General features: G+C 46.1%; 11 protein-coding genes. 10 read left to right on the top strand and 1 reads right to left on the bottom strand.

What is annotated here, in order from left to right; all coding sequences use genetic code 11:
- Positions 1 to 42 precede the first annotated feature (42 nt).
- From EXU57_RS21815 to EXU57_RS21800, 4 genes are all read left to right on the top strand, one after another.
- A complete protein-coding gene (locus EXU57_RS21815) occupies positions 43 to 1,566 on the top strand; it encodes a DUF4955 domain-containing protein (RefSeq protein WP_133270388.1) in 1,524 nt (507 codons plus the stop codon).
- Between the two features lie 548 nt (positions 1,567 to 2,114).
- On the top strand, positions 2,115 to 5,105 hold the full coding sequence (locus EXU57_RS21810) for an endopygalactorunase (RefSeq protein ID WP_133270387.1): 2,991 nt from the start codon (positions 2,115 to 2,117) through the stop codon (positions 5,103 to 5,105).
- Positions 5,106 to 5,404: 299 nt separating this feature from the next.
- On the top strand, positions 5,405 to 6,382 hold the full coding sequence (locus tag EXU57_RS21805) for a glycoside hydrolase family protein (protein ID WP_133270386.1): 978 nt from the start codon (positions 5,405 to 5,407) through the stop codon (positions 6,380 to 6,382).
- A 44-nt stretch (positions 6,383 to 6,426) separates the two neighbouring features.
- Positions 6,427 to 7,572, top strand: coding sequence for a glycoside hydrolase family 105 protein (locus tag EXU57_RS21800; protein WP_133270385.1), 1,146 nt, complete (start codon positions 6,427 to 6,429; stop codon positions 7,570 to 7,572).
- Positions 7,573 to 8,150: 578 nt separating this feature from the next.
- On the opposite strand, the gene EXU57_RS21795 is transcribed toward EXU57_RS21800, so the two are convergent.
- Positions 8,151 to 9,662 carry a hypothetical protein gene (locus EXU57_RS21795; protein WP_133270384.1) on the bottom strand — a complete coding sequence of 504 codons (1,512 nt, stop codon included), beginning with the start codon at positions 9,660 to 9,662 and terminating at the stop codon, positions 8,151 to 8,153.
- A 687-nt stretch (positions 9,663 to 10,349) separates the two neighbouring features.
- Between EXU57_RS21795 and EXU57_RS21790 the strand changes: the two genes are divergently transcribed.
- The 6 genes from EXU57_RS21790 (at position 10,350) to EXU57_RS21765 (ending at position 22,998) form a co-directional block, all read left to right on the top strand.
- Entirely contained in the window at positions 10,350 to 13,490 is a 3,141-nt protein-coding gene (locus tag EXU57_RS21790) for a SusC/RagA family TonB-linked outer membrane protein (RefSeq protein WP_133270383.1), read from the top strand.
- A gap of 22 nt (positions 13,491 to 13,512) precedes the next feature.
- Entirely contained in the window at positions 13,513 to 15,219 is a 1,707-nt protein-coding gene (locus EXU57_RS21785; protein ID WP_133270382.1) for a RagB/SusD family nutrient uptake outer membrane protein, read from the top strand.
- Between the two features lie 523 nt (positions 15,220 to 15,742).
- Positions 15,743 to 17,635 (top strand): glycoside hydrolase family 97 protein, encoded by a 1,893-nt coding sequence (locus EXU57_RS21780; RefSeq protein ID WP_133270381.1) that lies wholly within the window; start codon positions 15,743 to 15,745, stop codon positions 17,633 to 17,635.
- Between the two features lie 363 nt (positions 17,636 to 17,998).
- Entirely contained in the window at positions 17,999 to 21,055 is a 3,057-nt protein-coding gene (locus EXU57_RS21775; protein WP_133270380.1) for a SusC/RagA family TonB-linked outer membrane protein, read from the top strand.
- A gap of 18 nt (positions 21,056 to 21,073) precedes the next feature.
- On the top strand, positions 21,074 to 22,648 hold the full coding sequence (locus EXU57_RS21770) for a RagB/SusD family nutrient uptake outer membrane protein (protein WP_133270379.1): 1,575 nt from the start codon (positions 21,074 to 21,076) through the stop codon (positions 22,646 to 22,648).
- A 17-nt stretch (positions 22,649 to 22,665) separates the two neighbouring features.
- Positions 22,666 to 22,998, top strand: coding sequence for a hypothetical protein (locus EXU57_RS21765; RefSeq protein WP_133270378.1), 333 nt, complete (start codon positions 22,666 to 22,668; stop codon positions 22,996 to 22,998).
- Positions 22,999 to 23,055 lie beyond the last annotated feature (57 nt).

Below are 23,055 nucleotides of genomic sequence, written 5' to 3'. Positions count from 1 at the left end.
ATCCCAACGATTATAACAAAATGCTTCTCTGCTTGAAAACATATGAAAGTTATTATCGCTAGTGCCATAAGTATTGCATGTATAGCCTCTGCCGGTGCGCAGCAGGTTGCTCCGCTTTGGAAGGATTTTTTTGATTCAAAGAAAGCAGGTAAAATACCAATCCTTCCTGATTTCTCCTATGCCGGCTACCGCTGGAGTGAAGTCGAAATTCCACCTGTGAACAAAAGGAAAAGCTTTAACGTCACCGATTTTGGTGCAATACCAAACGATGAATTGTTTGATGATGAAGCCATTCAGAAAGCAGTTGATGCAGCAGAGAGTAATTCTTCCGGTGGTGTTGTGTTTTTTCCCCGCGGAAAATTTCTGTTGGCTCCCGATACGAACAATAAAAAACAGGTGCGGATTTCAAAGAGCAACATTGTGTTAAAGGGCAGTGGAAGTGGTTCCGGGGGAACGGAGATTTACCAGGTTAATATGCGTATCAATGGCAGGCAAATATTGTTCAAGCCAATTAATGATGACCTTCTAAAACTTACCACCATTGTAAAAGATGTTGTAAGAGAAACTTTTAGCGTTGATGTAAACGACGCATCGAAATTAAAGGTCGGCCAGGATATAGCAATCCGTCATCGCAGCGAAGAATTTACCCGGTTGTATTTCGCGCCACTTGAATTGAAGCAGCAATGGACCCGTTTGTTTGGCGATAAAGGGGGTATGCAGGTATTCGAAATTCATACCATCGAGAAGATACAGGGCAATAAGGTCACCTTTAAAAACCCTGTTCATCTCGACATTAAAATGGTGAAATCAGCCGCCTGGGATATCGTTGCTTTCAAGTCAATCGAAGAATGTGGAATCGAGGACATCTTATTTACCAGCAATTGGAAAACATACCCTGAAGAATTTATTCACCATAAAAATGAGATTCATGATTATGCTTATGAGGCTGTGGGGATGGAGTATGTTAAAAACAGCTGGGTGCGCAATTGTGAATTCCACGACTGGAACGAGGGCATCTTCATCCGTTCGGGCTACCAGGTGAGCATCTTAAATACACACTTCCGGGGCAAAAAGGGACATGCATCCGTTCATGCCCGGGCAGGCTATGGGGTACTCGTAAAAAATTGTTCGTTTAATGGCGCACAGCATCATGGTGCCGGTACCGGTTACAGCGCTGTAGGTACCGTTATCACTCAATGTTCCTTAGGCACCGACCAGAACTTTGATATACACTCCGGGCAGCCTTACGCAACCTTATACGACCAGGTTGACGGCGGCGTATTTTATAACCTGGGCGGACCGGAGCCCGGTCATCCGCATCACGGCAAACATCTTGTTCTCTGGAACTTCTACCACAAGTCAGCAAAAGACCAGAACTATAATTTTTGGGATATGGGCCGGAGACGTAATTATACCATTGCCGCACCAATTTTGGTGGGCTTCCAGTCTGATAAGAAAGTCTCTTTCGAAAATGTTGGTGTCAATGAAATGCAAAACAAAAAGGTGCAGCCCGAGTCGTTGTTCGAAGCGCAACTGAAATTAAGGCGGGGGATCAACTATGAATGATGAACTATGAATGAGTGCTGAGTTATGGGATATGAACGATGAGAGATGAGTCGCGAACTTTCTGTCATTCCGACGACGGATGAATCCCTTTGGTAGTCATAAGATAGGAGCGATGAGGTTCTGTCATTTTGAGGCACGAGGAATCTTTTCGGAATTATGAGATAGTGACGAGGATTGCTGAGACGTGAACCTTCTGTCATTCGACGAAGGAGGAATCCCATCGGTCGTTATAAGATAGGAGCGATGAGGTTCTGTCATTTCGAGGCACGAGAAATCCCTTCGGAAATTATGAGAGAGTAACGAGGAGCGATGAGACGTGAACCTTTTGTAGTTCCGACGAAGGAGGAATCCCATCGGTAGTTATAAGATAGGAGCGATGAGGTTCTGTCATTTCGAGGCACGAGAAATCCCTTCGGAAATTATGAGAGAGTAACGAGGAGCGATGAGACTTGAACCTTTTGTAGTTCCGACGAAGGAGGAGTCCCTTTGGGAATCTATACCTGCGATTTATGAGTATTATATTTTTTAGTTTTTGATTTTTGTTTGCTATGAAAATAATTTTTGCATTTTGCTTATGCCTCACTTCCTTTTTGAGTGAGATCAAGGCGCAACCTGGTACCCGCATTAAACATGCGGCCTATGCCCCTAACATCGGGCAAATAACAAACGATTCGGTTGTTGTAATTACCGGCTCTACTTATGCCTACACCGTTGATACCCCGGAGGACAAAGGACTTGTTGCTACAGACGCGAGTGTAAAGCAACTGCTTCAACAGCTTTCATCATCGGATGGATCTTTGCAGGTTTATTCAATTAAAGATATTAGCGGCAACACTAAAAGCGAGGGTAAAATCGAAACCGGCGATAAGCTGGTGGTAAATTCGCAGGATGGAAAGTTCAACAAAATTTACCCCATTGCATTACGCAGGGCAGCCTTAAGCGGGCAGCTTACACTGCAACAAAGCCAACTTACCATTAACATTCCACAAGATCTCACACTTTATTTTACGGCAGGGCAAAGAAGCCCGGATGCAAGTGTAAAAATTTATGTGCCAGCAGGTATTGGGGTTACAATGGACAATACAACCGTTAATGTAATTGGCCGCGGCGAAGTAAAATTGAGCCAGCTCGAAAAGCAATCCATCGGGCGTGTCGGAAGCAATTACTCTTATTCAAAAGTGGGTGTTGTTGCTATCGCAAAAGCTACTGATGGTGGCTCAATTATCTCGTTTACACATCTCGATCTCAGGCCTGCAAACGGCGTTGATCTAACATTGGTGATCAGGAACGTAAAACTGCCAAAGGCTGGCACGTATAACTTTAAAGCCACTTATACCACAACTCAACCCGAGGCGCTTACCAGCGCTGGAGTTGGTGCCGAAGTGGCATCGCTTACAGGTACAACAACCATAGCTGATTTTCAAAGAGTGCAAACTGCCGGTCTCCGGTACAGGGAGTCACCTTCCACTTACACATCTGTCAATTTCAAATGGAATGCTGGTAACAACGCGCATGTCCAGCTTTTCTATTCAACAGACGATGCACAAAACTGGAAACGATCGCCTGTACAAATTGATGGGGGTAAAAGGGTTGCAAAAATTGCCGGGTTGTTGCCGAACAAATTATACACATTCCGGCTCGAAGTAAAACAGGGTGTGAACAGAGGCTATTCAAATACAGTTCGGTTTTATTCCGGTAAAATGGACATCAAAAATTTCGGGGCCAGCGGCCAGGACAACCAGGACAACACCGAAGCAATAAATAAAGCAATTACCTACATTAACCAGTTGGGTGGCGGAACCCTTCTTTTTAGTCCGGGTACCTATGCAGTAAGGACAATTCAATTGAAAAGTAATGTATACCTTATTGTTGATAAAGGTGCCATCATTAAAGCCCTGAAAGGTGGCGACGCTCCGGAAACTACCTGGTTCAGTGACAAAAAATACCGCTCAGGTTTGTCACCTACTGATGAGGGACCGTACTTGGAACCGGAGAACTGGCTTACCAAACAGGACGTAGGTCATCATTACTTCCGTAATACCATGTTCTTTGGTGAAAGACTGGACAATGTTAAGATCATCGGCAATGGTTATATCACTGGCAACGGGAACCTGGTCACCGGCGACCGGGTAATGAACAATGCACCTGACAACCGTAGCGATAAAATGTTTACCCTGAAACTTTGTACTAACCTGGAGATTGGCGGTTATTACCGCAATGAGGATTTATGGTATGATGAAAAGAAAGATGAACCATACTACATAAAAGAAAATGGCATCAAAGATTTCGGAATTGAAAATATGCTGCACATCGACAGGGCCGGCCACTTCGCATTGTTGGCAACCGGTACTGATAACATTAATGTACATGATACTTATTTTGGAAAAAACAATACTTCCAATGTTCGTGACATTTACGACTTTATGCAATGTAACAATGTTACGGCCACAAACATTTATTGTAAAGTAAGCTCCGATGACATCGTGAAACCAGGATCGGATTGTTCACTTGGATTTACCCGCCCTTCTAAAAAGTTCAGAGTAAGAAACATCATTGGCGATACCAATTGCAACCTTTTCCAGATCGGCTCAGAAACGGCGGATGATATAACGGATGCCTGTGTCGATAATATCTATGTATTGGGCGCAAACAAAGCCGGTTTTTCCATTTCAACCAACGACGGTGCGCACGTAAAGGATATTCATCTCAACTGCGGACACACCGGAAAAATCCATTCGCGCTCGAAAATGTATAGAACAACAACACCATTTTTTATTTCGATTTCAAATCGAGCCCGCATTTTAGGGGCTGATGTCTCGAGGTTTAAGTTTGATGAGAACGGCAAAAAACATGATGAACTGCTGGTAACAAACGTCAACATTGGAGTAGTCGAAAATATCATCCTCAATCATGTTGACATTACGGAGGTATATGGCGGCAGTTCGTTTGGTGCAGCAGATAAAAGATGGAAACCCTATGATGGAAAACAACGTAAAGCATCCCCGATAGTAGCTGGCTATGCCTTGCCCGATCCATCTGTTGTGGAGGGCGGGTTAACCTTCAGGCTACCCAATGGCAAACACACCGGCTATGTTAAAAACATTGTCTTTAACGATGTTCATGTGCTTGTTAAAGGAACCAACCCGCTCACAGATACGGCTGCAAGTCCCCCTGAACTGGGTGTAGGTCAATACAATGTTGCAAACCTGGGAATTCAACCTGCCTACGGGCTTTGGGCACGCCATGTGAAAGGCTTAAGCGTAAAGGCTTGTAGTTTCAACTATGAGAAAACTGATGCCCGTTATGTATTTTTCCTTGATGATGTGGTTGGCGGGAAGTTTTCCGACATAAAGATGGTGAAGGCAGCAGAAGTGAACTCAGTAATAAAACTGAAAAATGCAACGGATGTGGTAATAGAAAAGGCAGTGTACTTTAACAACGAATGGGGGAAGGCCCCGGTAAGCCTGCCGGCAAATAAATCAACCGGCAAGAGTGAAATTAAATTCACGATTAAAGAGGCTCAGGCACTAAACAACTAAAAGCTTGGTGCTGGCTACAGGCTAGTTGATCCGTCATTTGATTTGTCAGTTTAACAAGGATGAGTCAATGACATCTATTTACCGATTTTTTTGTGACCAGCAGAGGAGCTCGATGAAGCTCCTGTTGTGTCACTCCCTTGTACGGTAACAATCGGGTCGGCATTTATGCGAACGGACTTAAGTAAACGACATTGAACGATGAATTAGCGGGTTCTAATAACCCGGTAAGGCTGATCATACCATGTTATTGCCGCTGCCAATTCAAATTAACGTGGGTTGAAATTTATGAAAAGATGCCAATGAATATTTTGAAAAAAACAATGCTCACCATCTTATTAATTTCGTGCTACTCGTTTGTTGATGCACAAACCCTCAAAGATGCTTTAAAACCTGCGGTAAAGAAGGGCGGTTTTAAGATGGAGGGATACATCTTATGGTGCCCAACGGTAATAAAAGTTGGAAGCACTTATCATATGTTTGCCTCGCGTTGGCCCGAACAGTATGGCCTGGGAGGCTGGACGAAATACTCTGAGATAGTACGGGCGACATCCAAAAACCTTTATGGACCTTATCAATTTGCGGAGGTTGTCATTCAAAAAAGGGAAGGTCGCTGGGACAACGACCGGGCGCACAACCCAAAGATCGTCAAGGCTGGAAAGACCTTTGTACTTTATTACATCTCCTCGGCAAATGAAACCGGTTATGCTTATGCCAATGCGATAACAGGCCCCTGGACACGCATCGACTCCGTAGCCATGCCCTTCTCTAATCCTGCGCCTCTCGTAAAAAAAGATGGAAGTATTTATGTGTTTGGTCGCAAGTCGGTCAATGATATCCGAATTGCCCAGGGCTTTACGGCGTCAGCATTTAATACACGTTATACACAACTGAAAGAAGGGGCTAACCTGTTGCCAGGAAATTACCAGTTGGAAGATCCAACCATCTGGTGGGCATCAGGCCAATACAATGTAATACTTAGCGACTTCAGGGGTGATGCGACGGGTGTAAACAAAAACGGGGCGCAGTATTATTCTACGGATGGGGTTAATTACAAACTGGTTTCAAAAGACCCTGTGTACACCAAAACCGTTACTTATGATAACGGATCATCTGTCACTTTTCGCCGGCGCGAACGACCGTTTGTATATGTAAATGAAAAGGCTGAGGTGACTGCATTTTTTACCTCCTGCCTTACACAGGAAGGTGAAAAAGAACAATCGTGGATTGAAGTGCAGCCTGTAGATCACTACGTTCCAAAGGGGGAGAGAAAACCATAAAACGGATATATTCCGAAAATATCGTCCATAAACAATAACGACATATGAAGCAGATTTTGCATTACCTGTGGCTTGCAGCCACCATAACCCAACTAAATGTTGCCGGCACCTATGCCCAGCCGAAGAAGGAAAGTTCAGACTTGAAAAGCTTTCCGAGGGGATCAACTCCGCAAGAGGTAGGAAAGCGGGTTGCAGACCATTATATTGCTACCCCGCATACCAACTTTAACCGGCCAACGCCGCCTAAAGTAATTACCTATCCTGAATCCTGCACATGGTATGGCGCAGCCAGCTTTGCAAAAGTAACGGGTGATAAAAAACTTTTGAGTCAGCTAACCCAGCGCTTCGAACCACTTTTTGGTTCACGCGATACACTGATCCCAAAACCCGATCACGTGGATTACACCGTTTTCGGGTCTGTTCCTTTTGAGTTGTATATGCAAACAAAGGATCAGAGGTACCTGGCGCTTGGAAAGCGGTTTGCCGATAACCAGTGGGGTGAGCCCGAAGGTCCGCGGGTTAATGCCGACTCCCGGAGGTTCTACAGCAAAGGACTGACCTGGCAAACCCGCTTGTGGATAGACGACATGTTCATGATAACTGCAGTTCAGGCCCAGGCATACCGCGCAACCGGTGACAAGAAATATATAGAACGGGCGGCTCGTGAAATGGTGTTTTATCTTGACACTTTACAGCAGCCAAATGGCTTGTTTTACCACGCGCCGGATGTTCCCTACTATTGGGGCCGCGGCGACGGTTGGATGGCAGCAGGGATGGCCGAACTGCTTCGCTCTTTACCCAAGGACAATAAGGACAGGCCAAGGATAATGGAGGGTTATAAAAAAATGATGGCTTCCTTACTCAAATACCAGGCTGAAAACGGAATGTGGCGACAGCTGATCGACGACCCTGCTTCGTGGCCTGAAACTTCCTGCACCGGTATGTTTACTTTTGCTATAATCACGGGGGTAAAAGAAGGTTGGCTCGACAAAAATACCTATGGTTCCGCAGCACGCAAAGGCTGGCTTGCGCTGGTCAAAAATATCAACGAGAACAATGACACCATTGAAGTTTGCGAGGGAACAAACAAGAAAAATGATCGCCAGTATTACCTGGACCGTAAAAGAAACGTTGGAGACTTACATGGGCAGGCACCGGTGTTATGGTGCGCCACGGCCTTGTTGAAATAAAAAAGTAATCCTTCTGAGAACCATTAGCTCCTCCTTAAATCGGGGAGCTTTTTAGTTTCTTGAAATTCCTGAAATTACCGGGGGTGAACCTTACCAAAAGAGGAGATGTTTCTTTCATTTTTATGTATTTGCCAATTAATCTAAAGCGACATCGTTGCGCCTGTCAACAAACAAGACAGCTTCACATATCAAGTCCATTTAAACGAATCTTATATAATCCTTGTACTGCTGGCATACTAAGCGGAGATAAAGGGCATTTTAACGCAATGCAATAGCTGCCATGAAAAGATGCGGTAGAAGGGAGTGACACAACAAAAGCTCAATTGAAAAACTGTTGTTTGTCCCCAAATAAATCACACGAAGTGGGTCTGTCAATGTAGACTTAAAACCTTCTTTTGGACCCAACTGAAGGGGTTCTATTCAGCATCGTTGCCCGTCAGAATGGCTCGCCGCGCGGGCGTCGCACACTTGTACAGCATACTTCTACTGCGCAATCTATTAACACGAATGGCTTCACTAAACGAACCATCGCCGACTCAACGGTGCTTGCCCAGTTTATGGGTGCATCACCCCAGGCATCAAGACTTTTTCCTTGCATTCAACTGCGCCAGGTACAGCGACTTTGGCTCAACGGTTTGGTCCTGTGCTTCCCATTCGCCATCGGGCCGGTCTTTCAGCCGTCCCGGGTATTTGCCACCCTTTAACCCGATGCAATAATTTTTGCCGCCAACCCAGGGGTTTTGTACCGCTGCCCTTTTTGCGGTACAGTTCCACAATACCTGGGTGATACCGCTCCACCCATGTCCGCTTCCGTAATTGCCGCGATCCTGAATGTTGATTTCACCATCCGTTACAATGTTGTCGTAAAGGGTACCCATTGCCCACCGGTGATGTGGCCCTATATCGGCATGTGTATTTTTTGCGGTACAGTTTACAAAGGCATTGGGTCCGCAAACTTTAGCACCTGTAACGTAGTCGTGCCTGCCTTCGGTAGCCTGGCATTTCATGAACAAATTTTGTTGCCCGTCGTTGTTGAACGAATAACGCCGGCTGCCGGTAATAACCGATTTTGCATCAAAGCATTTGCTGTTGAGTACGGAAATGTTTTTTGCCCAATTGCCAAGATTTACGCACGAATAACCAAAATACCGTGAGGTGACATTAGTAATCCACCCGTTTTCTATTTTGTCGAAGCTGATGGCATCCCATCCATGATTCTCTGCTGTATCGCTTTGGAATGCTGATTCAAGGTAGAGGTTTTCAATCCCAACGTTTGACAGGCGTTCCGCAAAAGTATATTTGAATAGTTCAGCCCCACCATACTGAGCTTCCAGTGCAATAACAACGGGGTTGTCGATATACACAACATTATCTTTTATCATAGTCACCTGGCGTTCAAACTGGAAATCATATTCTGCTGGTTTCCATTGTTTGGTACCGCCCCTTTCTTCTATTTGGTCCATCTGGAGATCGGTTATCCACTTCTGCGTTCCAGGCCGGTATAGGATTACTTTGTCGCCTGCCTTAAGCCCGGCTGTTGCGCTTACGTGAAAAGAAGTTGCACCAACCGGTACGTATTCGTCTGTTACTTTAACTCTTGAGCCCGGAACCTCTTTTATGGTTCCTGAACCCATTACGTTTATCAGAGTCACCTTTTTGGTTGCCGTAGAGATTAACCTTGTTTCATTTTCGTTGTTTCCTTCTCCCCGCAATACGATACCGCCTGTTGTTATTTCAATACTTTCTTCGATTTTATAAATCCCTTTTTTAAGTAGGACCGTTCCCCTGATGCCATTTTGATCCGGTGACAACTTCGCAACCTCGCGAATAGCGTTTTCAATGCGTTCTTCATCATTGCCCTTGCCTGACGGTTCCACGGTTTTTACAACGGGTACATCGGGGATTGTTTTGTCGCCATGGAAATAGCCCACGCGGCTAAAATCGGGAAGTACATTGCCTTTAGTGTCGGGGTGATATTTGAGTGAGCCATTCGGGCTTACAGACACGTGTTTTGAAGCAATGTCCTTTCTAAAAACATTAAAGGACATTGTGAGAACAACAAGCAAGAGAGCGGGAGCAATTATGCGCATAGAAACATTATTTTACAATCAGGCAGGATAATATTCCAACAAAATTGTGGTAACCCGTCGCGGATGTTAGAATAGCTGAATAGATTGCAAATTGCACGATGGTGCCGGTCAGCAAATATTATTCACTTGCATGACAGCTTTTGCCAGGGCTGGTTCACGAAAACGATTGTCAGAATAATTTTCTGCCGCTGTATGTTAATCGCCTACCTTCTTCGCTTTGCGAACCCCTATGTTGTCGTACGCCAGCTTGTATTAGCTGGAATGCCTGGATCGTGGATCCGGTTTACCTGGCTCTGCAATCGTTTAATTATACCTCATCGCCTGCGGGCAACAACTTTCCGGAGCGATAAAAATCTTAACCAGTTCTCTATCCTGGTTTGCACAAGCCTTATCAAAACAGGTACATTCAAAATTGCTTTTTTATATAGCCAACCCCCTTATGGATTGATGACTTTGCGCAGCAGTATGCGTTCCGCGGATAAAAGTTCGCAATTACATTCATACGGGATAACAAACCGGATAAGGCAAACAGGATGGCTGTTTTTGAGACTCTCTTGCGCACTGGCGACTTTCATTCCTACACTGCCGAGACGTGCTGAGAATAGTGCAAGTCAGCCATAAATGCTGGAGTGACAGAGACCCTTTCACCAGATCAAAAAAGTAATCTTATTCTCTAAAACTTGCAATATGAAATACCTTGACCCCTCAGCTGACCACTTTCTGCCTCCTTTGTTGAACCGCAATTGGAGCCGGGCAATCTGCAGTGTCTTATTTTGTTTTTTTCTTTTATGCCATCATCTTCCCACTTGGGCACAAGGCAAAATAGTCCTGGTAAAAGGAAATATCACTAGCCAAAGTGGTGAGCCACTTTCCGGAGTGTCTATACAGTCTAAAGAAACCGGCAAGGGCACCAATTCAGGTCAAGATGGGAATTTTCAGATAGATGTGCCACCAAATAGCACTCTCCGTGTGTCGTACATAGGTTATATCACGAAAGAGATCCGGATTGGAAGTACGGTTGGTTCAAATCTTTCAATTCAATTGATGACCAACAAAAATGAACTTGACCAGGTGGTAGTTGTCGGGTATGGTACCAGGCGGAAGTCCGATATTACCGGGGCAATCACCTCTATTAGCGAACAATCAATTAAAGATGTTCCTGCTTCCAATCTTGCTTCGGCCTTGCAGGGGCAGGGCGCAGGGATAGACATTCAGCGTAGCGGAGCAAACAGCAAGCCAGGTGCTACGCCGAACATCCTGATTCGCGGGTCGAGATCATTAGGTGCCTCTAATGCTCCCCTGATTGTTGTTGATGGTATTCCTTTTAATGGAAGTATCAACGACCTTAACCAGGACGATGTATCAAGTGTTGAAGTACTTAAGGATGCTTCCTCCACAGCAATTTACGGTTCACGGGGTGCGAATGGGGTAATTCTGGTTTCCACCAAGCGTGGACGAACCGGCAAGCCGGTGTTAACTTATAGCGGCTATATGGGCGAAACACGGCTTATCCGCGAGTTTCCGGTAATGAATGCCCAGGAATTCACCAATCTTAAAAAATGGGCACACATCAACGGTAATCCAGGTAAATATACCGGGCTTGATGATCCGCAGTTTCTAACTGGTGGGGTTTTCGACCCGGCAGAAGTGGAAGGCCTTAGGATCGGGCGTAATACCAACTGGCAAAGTTATATTTATAAAACAGGGATTATGACGAACCACCAGTTAGGCATAACCGGTGGTAGTGAGAGTACACAGTTCGCACTTTCCGGAGGTTATTTCAACCAGACCGGTATTTACCAGGGCCAGGGATTTGAACGCTTCACTGTTAAAGCCAGTATTGATCAGCAGCTGGGAAAGTTTGTAAAGGTGGGCTTAAGTAGTTTAAATACTTTTACCGTACGAAAAGGGGAAAGTGCAAACCCGATGGCACAGGCATTAAGGGCAAGTCCCTTGGTATCGCCGTTCGATAGCGCAGGTAACGTCCTAAATGATTTCATCCCCGGTAGTGCCAGCCAGGTCTGGAATCCACTCGCGGATCTGTTGCCAGGTGCAGTAGTAGAGGATCGTAAAAGGTTTGGAACGTTTACCACCTTGTACCTGGACCTTAGCCTGGCAAAAGGATTAAAGTACCGTTTTAATACAGGGGTTGAGATCCGTAATGATGTTTACGGCAACTACTTTGCCGGGAAGACAACCTTCAGGGTAAACCAGGGCGGTTCCGCATCTTCAAACCGCACCAACTTCAATACTAATTTTACCCTGGAGAATCTGTTGACCTATGATAAGGTATTCTTAACCAAACATAAATTGAATTTTACCGGCTTATTTAGTTTGCAGGAATCAAAGACGCAGTCTAATCAATTCGACAACACCAACATAGCGGCTGATTACCTTGCTTATTACAATCCAACTTATGCCTCCAATTTACGGGGAAGCGGCTCGTATGCTAAGTGGGATATTCTGTCGTACATGGGCCGGTTGAACTACACCTACAACGATAAATACCTGCTCACGTTAACGATGCGCTCCGACGGATCGTCGCGCTTAGCACCAGGTAATAAGTACCATCTATTTCCATCTGCTGCTGCTGCCTGGAACATTAGCAAAGAGGCCTTCTTCGACCGTTTAACCGGCATTAACAACCTGAAGTTGCGGGCGAGTTATGGTACTACCGGCAATACCGCCATTAATCCTTATCAGACACTCGGAGCTTTATCGCCTCTGGTGTACAATTATGGGCAAACCACGGTTACCGGGGCGTATCTCTCCAATGCTTCCAACGAGCAACTCACCTGGGAATATACCTCCACTGCTAATGTCGGTCTCGATTTTGGGTTCTTAAACAACCGGGTATCAGGCTCAGTTGAGCTGTATAAACAGTACACCAATTCCCTATTGTTGCCACAAACCCTCCCAATTACTTCCGGCATCCCAAACGCAGTTGTAAAAAACATCGGCAAAACAGAAAACAAGGGAATTGAATTCCATGTCAGCACAATAAATATCCAGGGCAGAACAAAAAATGATTTTAGCTGGAGCACCGATCTGAATTTTTTTATTAACCGTGGTAAGATAACGCAACTCGCAGCCGGAGTTACTAGGGATGTTTCGAATGGATGGTTCATTGGCCAACCCATAGACGTTTACTACGATTATAAACGTATGGGCATCTGGCAGAACACACCGGCAGACTCTGCAGAAGCAAGAAGACTTGGGTTAACCGTAACGGGTAGCGCTTCAGTGATCGGGACAATCAGAGTAGCCGATGTAAGCGGACCTAAGGGTGAGCCTGATGGAAAGATTGACGCAACCTACGATCGCGTAATTGTTGGTACGAGCCAGCCAAAGTGGGAAGGTGGAATGACCAACCGGCTTGGCTATCGGGGGTTTGATTTTACTGTTGTAGCATTTGCGCGAATCGGCAGCACGTTAAATAGCAGCCTGGAGGGTGGCAATTTTGTGAATACCTACCAGGGCACGTATAACAATTTAAAAACCGACTATTGGACCCCGTTCAATAACCAGAATAGTTTTCCAAAGCCCAACTCGGCAGCAACCAACCCACTTAACCGTTCAGTGTTGAGTTACTTCGATGGCAGCTTTGTAAAAATAAGAAGCATAAGCCTCGGCTATAACCTTCCACCAACTCTTGTACAAAGGATGGGTGGAAGGTCGGTGCGGATTTATGCTACGGCTTCGGATCCGTTTATATTGTTTTCACCCTATCGGAAACAGGGCGGTATCGACCCTGAAGGCGCAGGTACGGTGGGCATTGATACTCCCCCGGTGTGGTCAATGCTTTTCGGCATAAACGTATCATTTTAATTAAACTTACAATGTTTGTAATATGAAAAGGATAAGTAGTTTGATGGTTGTAATCCTGATTACGGCAATGCTTAGTTGCAATAAAAGGTTGATCGAAGAACCACGGTCGGTCCTGGTGCCCGCGGGCATAAATACAAGCCAGGGTTTCCAAATGGCACTTGACGCTGCCTATGCAGGCACCCGCCTGTTTTGGGGCAACCAGGACCTGCTTACCATTACGGTAATAGGGACTGATGAGTTCCAGCGCGGTGTTGACGGAAACAGCGACATCAATGTTTACAGCAGTTCCTATACACCTTCTCACGGCACTGTAAACGCCAATTGGAGAAATGCCTATACATTTATTAATACCTGTAATGCTGTAATTGACAATGCCGAAAAAGTAGACCTCCCTAAAGCAACCAAAGACCGGATGGTTGCAGAAGCAAAATTTTTACGCGCTAATTATTACTTCATACTAGTTCAGTTTTTTGGCGACGTAACCTTGAACAAAAGTTTTCAGGCATCTGCTACCACGTCGGCCAGCCGTACACCAAAGGCCGACGTTTATAACTTTATTATACAGGACCTGAAAGACGCAATTGCCTTGTTGCCTGCTGGACCAAAAAGTAGTGGTGTATTGCCGGGTAAGGCGTCGGCAGCCGCAGCACAACATGTTCTGGCAAAAGTTTATCTCACCCGCGCAGGCAGCGCAGCCAGGCAAGCAGGAGACTACCAGGATGCCTACAACAATGCTACGGAACTGATCAATAAAACAGCATCACTGCAGCTGGCACTGCTACCCGATTTCTCAAAAGTCTTTGCTGAAGGGAATGAAGAGAACAGTGAGGTATTATGGACCGTACAACATACTTCTAATATTGCGTTTAACGGTCCGAACAATAGTGGTGTTTCTAATTTTAGCGCCGACAACGTGCTCAACCATATGTGGGTAGGGCAATACGAACGGAGACCCGGAATGGTACGCGACGTATTTTATGGCCGACCTTACATCCGCTGTATTCCGACACGTTGGTTAACCGATACTGCCTTCCGAGAAAAAATAAAAGATACCCGGTATCATAACACATTTCAAACGGTTTGGTATGCTAATAATCCTGATCCGAAGGGTTACCCGGTGTGGCCCTCAACTTTACCTGCGGGCGCACCTGCTGGAGCCGTTCCAGGGCAGCCAAAATTCAAGTTAGGAGATACAGCCATCTTTATGCCCGGGTATGATGTGAGCGATGCCCAGATTGCGGCATCTCGTTACTTATTAATACCTCCGCGTAAATACGACAATACGCTTGCGCCTACAATGACGAAGTATTTCGATACCAAACGTGCTGATCTAAATTCACCTTCTATCCGGCCGGTTATCGTTTACAGGCTTGCCGAAACTTACCTGGTAGCTGCGGAGGCAGCATTTATGTTAGGTAAAGCGACAGATGCGGCCGCTTTTGTTAACGTAATTCGCGACAGGGCTGCAAGTGCCGGCAGTGTAAACAGGATTACCGCTGCCGATCTCTCGATTGACTTCATGTTGGATGAACGTTCCCGCGAGCTTTGTGGCGAAAACATGCGTTGGTGGGACCTGGTAAGAACAAATAAATTGCTCGAAAGGGTTCGACTTCACAACCCCGAAGCCCGGCCGAACATTCAGCAGAAACATGTGCTACGCCCTATTCCCCAGGCACAAATAGACGCAACAACCACCGGTGATCCCTACACGCAAAATCCGGATTGGTAATAATTCATGATGTGTTTTCTGCAAATGGAGCGAAGCTGTTCGCTCCATTTGCATTTAACTTCCGTTTTTGTAGTCACATTTTGCACCGGTTTTTTATTTAGAAGTCAGGCTTGTTGTGACTAATGCTGACGATTTGAAGGCACCTGCATTGACTGATTTACATTATCCACCAATTGAACCTTTGTAGTTTACCTGGTTTCTGGTTTATACCCGGATCGGAACTTTACTTTACAGTTGCACTCAGCAAATCATACGTACACGTTGCTGACTAAACTTGATCAATGCCCGAATAGTGTAACGGACAAGTTCTCTCACCGGCGGTTCCATTGTTATTAAACCGGAGCAGTAACCCGGCCTGGTCTGCAATCATGATTTCTGAAGAGGGTATACTAAGTGTTGCCTTGCCAGAATTGTTGAATAATTTGCTAATAACAAGGGTTTACCTGCCTTGAAAATTCGCTCAATTGCATCGTTGCTGTATCCAGCTATTTGAGCTGTCCTGATTGCTTAAACGATTCTCCGTATGAAAAAAACAATGTGCGTTTGTTTCGCACTCCTATGTTTATTACTTTTTTTCGACTCCCGTGCGGCAGATACTACCACTGTTTTTAGCCCCGACAAACAAGTCCGCTTCCGGTTATTCCTTCAGCGGGAACAATTAATGTTCAACATAGATTTTAGAGGAATCCACGTTGTTGAGACGTCGCCGTTAATAGCTACTCTTGATCAAAATACAATAACCAATAATGTAGTAATAGCCGGGGCAAAAAATTACTCCCTGACAGAAAGTTACCCCTGGTGGGGAGTGCATTCAACTGCCGTTAACGAATACAATGGCTCGAAGATATTACTGTCGCAAAAGAATTTTTCCTACACCATAGATGTGCGCGTCTTCAACGGCGGCGCTGCATACCAGATGGTTCTGCCAGCCGCTGCAACATCCGCGAGGGTACCCGATGAACAAACCATTTTTAATTTGCCACGCGCAAGTACGGTGTGGTATCATGACCTAAACATGCACTATGAAAGTGTTCATTCGAAAAAACAGGCGGGTAGCTTAGCAGATGGGGAATGGGTGGCTCCACCCGCAACTTACCAGCTGCCACAAGGAGTATATGCTGCAATCACCGAAGCAGACTTGAAAGACTATCCCGGGATGGCACTCCGCCCCAATGGTAAAAGCGGGCTTGAAATTACCCTTGCCCATAAACAACCAACCTCCTACCCATATAAACTTCGATATAGTGCTGCCGATACACAGAGGCTGATGCAGCCTGCCGCGATCGCCGGTTCAATTACCACACCATGGCGGGTTGTAATGGTGGGTGCTGACTTAAACCAGCTGGTAAATAACGATATGGTGCACAATTTATGTCCGCCGCCAGATCCTGCACTGTTTCCGCAGGGTATAAATACATCATGGATCAAACCAGGCAGGGCGGTTTGGAAGTACCTAAACGGCGGCGGGGATGGCACACTGGAGGTGATGAAACATTTTACGGATGGTGCAGCTCTATTGGGCTTCGAGCACAATATCCTCGAGGGTTTTTGGAGCAGGTGGACGGATGCTGAAATCAAAGAACTGGTTCAATATTCCCGTAGCAAAAACGTGGACATATGGTTCTGGAAGCACTCCAGGAATTTGCAGAAGAAAGCTTCCCGGGATTCGTTTTTTGGCAAGTGTGCCGAATTGGGGGTCAGGGGAGTAAAGCTTGATTTCTTTGATCATGAAGCCAAAGAGGTCGTGGACTTATACATGGATATTTTGAAAGAGACGGCAAAGTATCAGCTGATGGTCGATTTCCATGGCGCCAATAAACCGACCGGGCAGGCAAGAACCTATCCCAACGAGATGATCCGCGAAGCGGTGAAAGGCATGGAAGCAAGTAAACTCGCGGATCGGGCAACACATGAAACCACGATACCCTTTACCCGGTTCCTTGCAGGTCCGGCAGAATATACCGTGGTTCACCTGGGGGCGCGCCGTCAAAACACCAGCTGGGCGCACCAGCTTGCCAGCGCTGCAATACTAAGCGCGCCGGTACTTACCTATGCCGCAAACCCTGACACCTTATTGGCACTTCCACGCAAAACTGTAGAAATAATCAAATCGATCCCCGCAACCTGGGATGAAACAATTGTACTTCCACCTTCAGCAATCGGGGAGTTGGCGGTGTATGCCCGCCGGAAAGGCAGCACATGGTTTTTGGCCATAATGAACGGACTCAATTTTAAAAACGTGGAGGTACCCCTTCAATTCTTAGGAGATAGCAAATACAAGGCGCAGGTTGTAAAAGATGCAATGGGGAAAACTGATGAGGTAGTGGAAGAATCGCGAAGCGCTACTGGTGCAGATGTGGTAACCCTGGCTCTTGCAGCAGGCGGAGGTTATTTGTGCATGTTCGAAAAACAGTAGCCTGGCGGTTTATGATAATGCTAAAATGAGGAAAGGCTATGCTAACGATTTGTTGCCCCGATCGGAGGACTGGATACAAATTTGTGCCTGTTCTACGAGCTAGTGATCTTAACTACTGCTTTCCTCAAACCTATTTGCCATGAGTCGAAGTTCATACGCCAGAGCAACATCTGGACTCGCCTTTTTATTCAAGCCCGGTTAAGCTCGGTTGAGCAATACGGGCCTTGCAGTAAAAGTAAATGGTGCCGTAGGTACCGGATCATACGCTTACTGTATATACACTATTAAAGACTGAAGTCAACGAATTGTAATGCTAATTATGTTTCAGGTAAATGGTAAAGCAGATCATTCAAACAATAACCAATGAGCACAAAACCAAATTTCAAAACTACCCTTTTGATGGTGTTTATTGCAGGGGCTTGCCTGCTGCTTAACACCCAGCAGTTGCTTGGCCAGGCAAGTTCAATTGTAGTTAAAGGAACGGTATCCGGTCCCCAGGGTCCGTTAAGCGGGGTATCAGTAAGGGTAGAGGGAGGAGGAACAGGTGTTGCTACCGGCGACAATGGCGCTTACACCATCCAGGCTCCGGCAAATGGTACCCTTGTTTTTACTTCAGTGGGTTATGCCGTTCAGCGTATTCCTGTCAATAACCAAACTACCCACAACGTGGTGCTTTCAGCCGAAACGAAAGCGCTGGAGGAAGTTGTGGTTGTAGGATACGGAACCCAAAGGAGAGGTAGCGTTACCGGTTCAGTAGGAACGGTCAGCGGGGCCGACATCGCGAATACTGCCACCACCGGGGTTGGCCAGGCGATACAGGGTAAGGTTTCCGGTGTGCAGATCACGCGTACATCGGGGCAGCCCGGCGCCGGTGTTGATATTCGGATTAGGGGAGAGGGCACGCTAAATTCCGGCAAGGGGCCCCTGGTAATTGTAGATGGGGTTGAGGGGCAAGACTTGAATACGATCAGCCCGAAAGACATCGAATCGATTACCGTATTAAAAGATGCTTCAGCCAGTGCAATTTATGGCTCACGTGCAGCCAACGGCGTTATCGTGGTTACTACAAGGCGGGGAGCTGCAGGCAAAACTGTTGTAGGTTATTCTTATGTAGCCGGTGCGTCTAATATTATGCGCATGCCGCGTATACTCGGCGCAAAAGATTTTGCCCGCCTTCAGAACGAGGCACGTATAAACAGTAATGCAATTCCTACATGGAGCGACAGCGCCATTGCGTCGTTTGGCGAAGGAACCAATTGGCTTGGTGCAATCCTGGAAACGGGAATTCGGCAGGAGCACAACGTCTCTTTTAGTGGTGGTACCGACAAGATCCGGTACCTGCTTGCTTCAAACTACTTAGATGACAAGGGTATAGTAAAGTATTCATTTTATAAAAGGATCACAGGGCGTGTAAACCTCGATATCAAAATGAGCGACCGCTTCACTATAGGTTTAAACGCCTACGTGTACAACACCAAATCAAGAGGTGGACCTGCACTGCAAAACGCAATTGAGTTTGCCCCAACCATCCCGCTTAATAACCCCGATGGTACCCCAGGCTATCGCTTGCCGGGTGGGCCTACTAACTCCGAAAATGGAGGATTGAACCCTTTGCAAACATTTGCCATTGGCGCCGACTACACAAATCTAAATCCAACTACCGGAACGAATTCTTCAGTTTATATCGAGTACGCAATTCGACCATTTCTTAAGTTCCGCAGTACCGGTGGACTCAACTTAAGTATCAACCACAATAAGACTTTCGATCCATCCTATAGCATCGTTGACCCGTTAGGTGTAACGGTTGGAGAGCGATTAGCGCAGAACAGGCGGCTAGTGGAGCTGAACGCCTATTTCAAAAACTGGATCGTCAATAATGTGCTCACATTTACAAAAACCTATGGCGACCATAATACATCTGCCCTTTTGGGTCACTCCGAACAGTATACCGTTAATGAAACGAACCAGGCAACACGGACCGGTTTTCCGAGTAATGATTTTTTTGTACTTGATGCCGGAAGCAACCTGCTAGACCAGGTTTCGGGCAGTAAAGTGGAATCATCCCTTCGCTCGTTTTTCGGCAGGGTGAATTATGATTATAAACGCCGATACCTGCTTGAACTGGTGGGAAGGTATGATGGCTCATCGCGTTTCTCTCCACGGTTAAAATATGGTTTCTTTCCTTCAGCATCTGTAGGATGGAGGATATCGGATGAAGCTTTTTTCGACCGCTTCAAAGGATTGGTAAACGACCTGAAGTTGAGAGCAAGCTATGGCGCTATCGGCAACGAGGCTATACCAAATTTTGTGTATTTACAGAACATCGGTTTAAATAACCCCTATTTTTTTAATAATACTGCGGTGCAGGGCGCTGCCTTTAGCGGCCTTGTTAATCCCGACATCAAATGGGAGACCTCTTACCTGAGCAACATTGGTCTTGATATAAAGCTGCTGAAAAACAGGGTTACGATTACCCTGGACGCCTATAATAAACTCACGAAAGACATCCTTACATCAGTGCCGGTTCCTTCCACAACAGGTAATTTCAACAACGATATCAATGCCGGAACCCAGGTCAGGAATGTTGGGCAGGTACGTAATAAGGGGATAGAGCTGTTTCTCGAATACAGTAGCAGTGCCGGCAAGGACATCCGGTATTCACTCAGCTTTACGGGTTCTTACAATAAAAACGAAGTCGTGAGTCTCGGTACTCCCGGAACAGTATTATTTGGAGATGCAACGCGCTCAGTAACAAAAGTCGGTTATCCAATTGGAAGTGTATATGGATACCGGTCAAATGGGGTTTGGCAATCAGCGGAAGAGATCAGCAAGAATCCCCACCAGGCAAATGATCAGCCCGGAGACCTCCGCCTGGTAGACCTTAACGGCGACGGTGTAGTTGACGGAGCCGATCGGGAGCCATTGGGTTCATCTGTTCCGAAATACACGATGGGTATCAACGGCGATCTGAGGTTTAAAAACTTTGACTTTAATGTAAGTTCACAAGGAGATTTCGGGCGAAGAATTCTTAGGTATGCAGTAGGTGGCTACTTTGAATTTGGCGCCGGTGTCAGGAACAACTTTGATTATGTGCTTAATCGGTGGCATGGTCCCGGAACTTCAAACCTTATCCCCAGGATCGTAACCTCGGAATACAATACGGGCGAGGCAACGAGCCTGCGTGTTCAGGATGCCTCTTACTTCAAGATCAGGCATATTGAACTTGGTTATACACTTCCGCGCAAACTGCTCGAACAAATGAAAATGGCGAATTTGAGGATCTATATCGCGGCAGAAAACCCCTTCCTGTTTACGCCATTTGTCGGACTGGATCCGGAACGGCCGGGTACCGTGCAACGTCAAAACGAAACCTACCCGCAGGCAAAAACCCTGTTGGCCGGCATCAATCTAAACTTTTAATTTATTTAAAGCATCGATATGAAGTGGTATAAATTAACCCTCGTTTTTGCCTGTACCCTCGGCTTTACCGGTACTTCGTGCAAAAAAAATCTGCTTGAAGTAAGCCCATCAGCGACATATACGGAAGAGAACTTTTTTAAAACTGCAAATGATGCGATACTCGCAGTAAATGGGATTTACGCATATACGCTTAGCGACAATTTCGCACGCGAGATTGTGAATGAAAATGTGTTAACCGACGACCTTGCCCCGCAAATGGAAGGGACTACTGACCACCTCTGGGGATTATCCAACGGCCTTGAAACGCCCTCAGGCCGCAACCACTATCCCTATCGTTTCTGGTCAAGTCATTATGTAATTATCGTTCGTGCAAACGTGTTCCTTGCAAGGGTTGATGCCATACAAATGGACCCTACCCTTAAGAAAAGATTAATCGCTGAAGCGAAATTCCTTCGGGCATTTTGCTACCACCGGTTGGTCTGGCGTTTTGGCGACGTACCCTTGCTCACCAAAGATCCCAATGAAGAACCCGCACTGCCGGAAAGGGCACCAAAGGCTGACGTCGTTAAACAAATCTATGCTGATCTTACTTCTTCGTATGCTGATCTGCCGGTAAAGTATACAGGTGCTGATATCGGTCGTGTTACCCGGGGTGGTGCGCTGCTGTTACTGGCAAAAGAATACCTCTACAACAAAGACTGGGCTAATGCTGCTAAGTTTTCGGGTGAAGCCATGACATTGGGTTATACCCTGTTGCCCAATATGAGTGATTTGTTTAAACCAGGTAATAAAAACACGGCCGAGTCGCTGTTTGAATTCCAGGCAGGCGACGCTAAAGGAGGTGGCTATACCAACCTCGCAACACGGTATCCAAATAATGCAAGCGCCGCTCAACAGGTCCCGGGTGGCGGGGCAAGCTATGGTAACATTTCTGTTTTACAATCGCTGGTAAACGAATTCGAAAGGCTGGATGGATCCCGGTTCGACCCAACTGGAATAGACGTTACCACCAACAATACGCAATATCAAAACCGTGATCCAAGGCTCGGAATTTCAGTGGTGTTTCATGGTGCGCCATATGGCACTGCCACATGGAACCGGGCATGGACCCCTTCAGGTTATACGTTTAGAAAATATACTTCTACACGTACTGAGCAAACTGCACTTAATGGGACCGGTTTAAACTGGATCATGTATCGATATGCCGACGTGCTGCTCGTTTATGCTGAGGCCCAAAATGAAGCCGTTGGCCCTGACGTATCTGTGTTTGCAGCCATCAACCAGGTACGCGCACGGGTAGGCATGCCTCCGCTGCAAAATACCGATCCGTCTAAGCCGACTTATGTGGCCGACAAAAATGCCATGCGCGATCGCATCATGCATGAACGGAGGGTGGAATTTGCTGGGGAGAGTTCACGTTACGAAGACCTGGTGAGGTGGGGCTTATTGAAATCGGCGCTTGAAAATAAACACTTAAGTGTGGGTGCAAATAATTATAGAATTACCAACTGGCAGGAGTTCCGGTATCTGTGGCCGGTCCCCCAGCTGGAAATCGACAACAACCCCAACCTAAAACAAAATCCGGGTTATTAATCTAAAACAGTAAAAGTATGAAGCGACTAAAAAACATCCTCATCCTGGTTTTGTTGGTGCAAGGTGTCGCCCTAGCCGGTTGTGAAAAAAATTTCCCTGATGGTGGCGCATATGAAGAGCCAACATTTTTAAAGATCGTTGGTGGCACAACACAGCCTAAAAACAGTACAAGAGATTATTACACTTACTATCTCGATAATGGCGACTATGTTTGGACAGTTCCTGCAGATGCACAGATTACCAGCCCACAGGGCAAGTCAAAAATGACCGTGAAATTTGGCGTACAAAACGGGAAGATCACCGTTAAAGCAAAGGGTAAAGAAGCGTCTATTGATGTGACACTACAGTAATGATGTATTATGAATTATGAACTATGAATGATGAGACGTGAACTGTCTGTCATTCCG

The sequence above is a fragment of the Segetibacter sp. 3557_3 genome (assembly GCF_004354985.1).
GTDB lineage: Bacteria > Bacteroidota > Bacteroidia > Chitinophagales > Chitinophagaceae > Segetibacter.
Note: the sequence above shows the minus strand (reverse complement) of the source record. Positions and strands in the feature narration are given on the sequence as shown.

Coding starts and splice junctions, on each gene's coding strand:
- EXU57_RS21815 (WP_133270388.1), top strand. CDS start 43: ATGAAAGTTATTATCGCTAGTGCCATAAGTATTGCATGTATAGCCTCT.
- EXU57_RS21810 (WP_133270387.1), top strand. CDS start 2,115: ATGAAAATAATTTTTGCATTTTGCTTATGCCTCACTTCCTTTTTGAGT.
- EXU57_RS21805 (WP_133270386.1), top strand. CDS start 5,405: ATGAATATTTTGAAAAAAACAATGCTCACCATCTTATTAATTTCGTGC.
- EXU57_RS21800 (WP_133270385.1), top strand. CDS start 6,427: ATGAAGCAGATTTTGCATTACCTGTGGCTTGCAGCCACCATAACCCAA.
- EXU57_RS21795 (WP_133270384.1), bottom strand. CDS start 9,662: ATGCGCATAATTGCTCCCGCTCTCTTGCTTGTTGTTCTCACAATGTCC.
- EXU57_RS21790 (WP_133270383.1), top strand. CDS start 10,350: ATGAAATACCTTGACCCCTCAGCTGACCACTTTCTGCCTCCTTTGTTG.
- EXU57_RS21785 (WP_133270382.1), top strand. CDS start 13,513: ATGAAAAGGATAAGTAGTTTGATGGTTGTAATCCTGATTACGGCAATG.
- EXU57_RS21780 (WP_133270381.1), top strand. CDS start 15,743: ATGAAAAAAACAATGTGCGTTTGTTTCGCACTCCTATGTTTATTACTT.
- EXU57_RS21775 (WP_133270380.1), top strand. CDS start 17,999: ATGAGCACAAAACCAAATTTCAAAACTACCCTTTTGATGGTGTTTATT.
- EXU57_RS21770 (WP_133270379.1), top strand. CDS start 21,074: ATGAAGTGGTATAAATTAACCCTCGTTTTTGCCTGTACCCTCGGCTTT.
- EXU57_RS21765 (WP_133270378.1), top strand. CDS start 22,666: ATGAAGCGACTAAAAAACATCCTCATCCTGGTTTTGTTGGTGCAAGGT.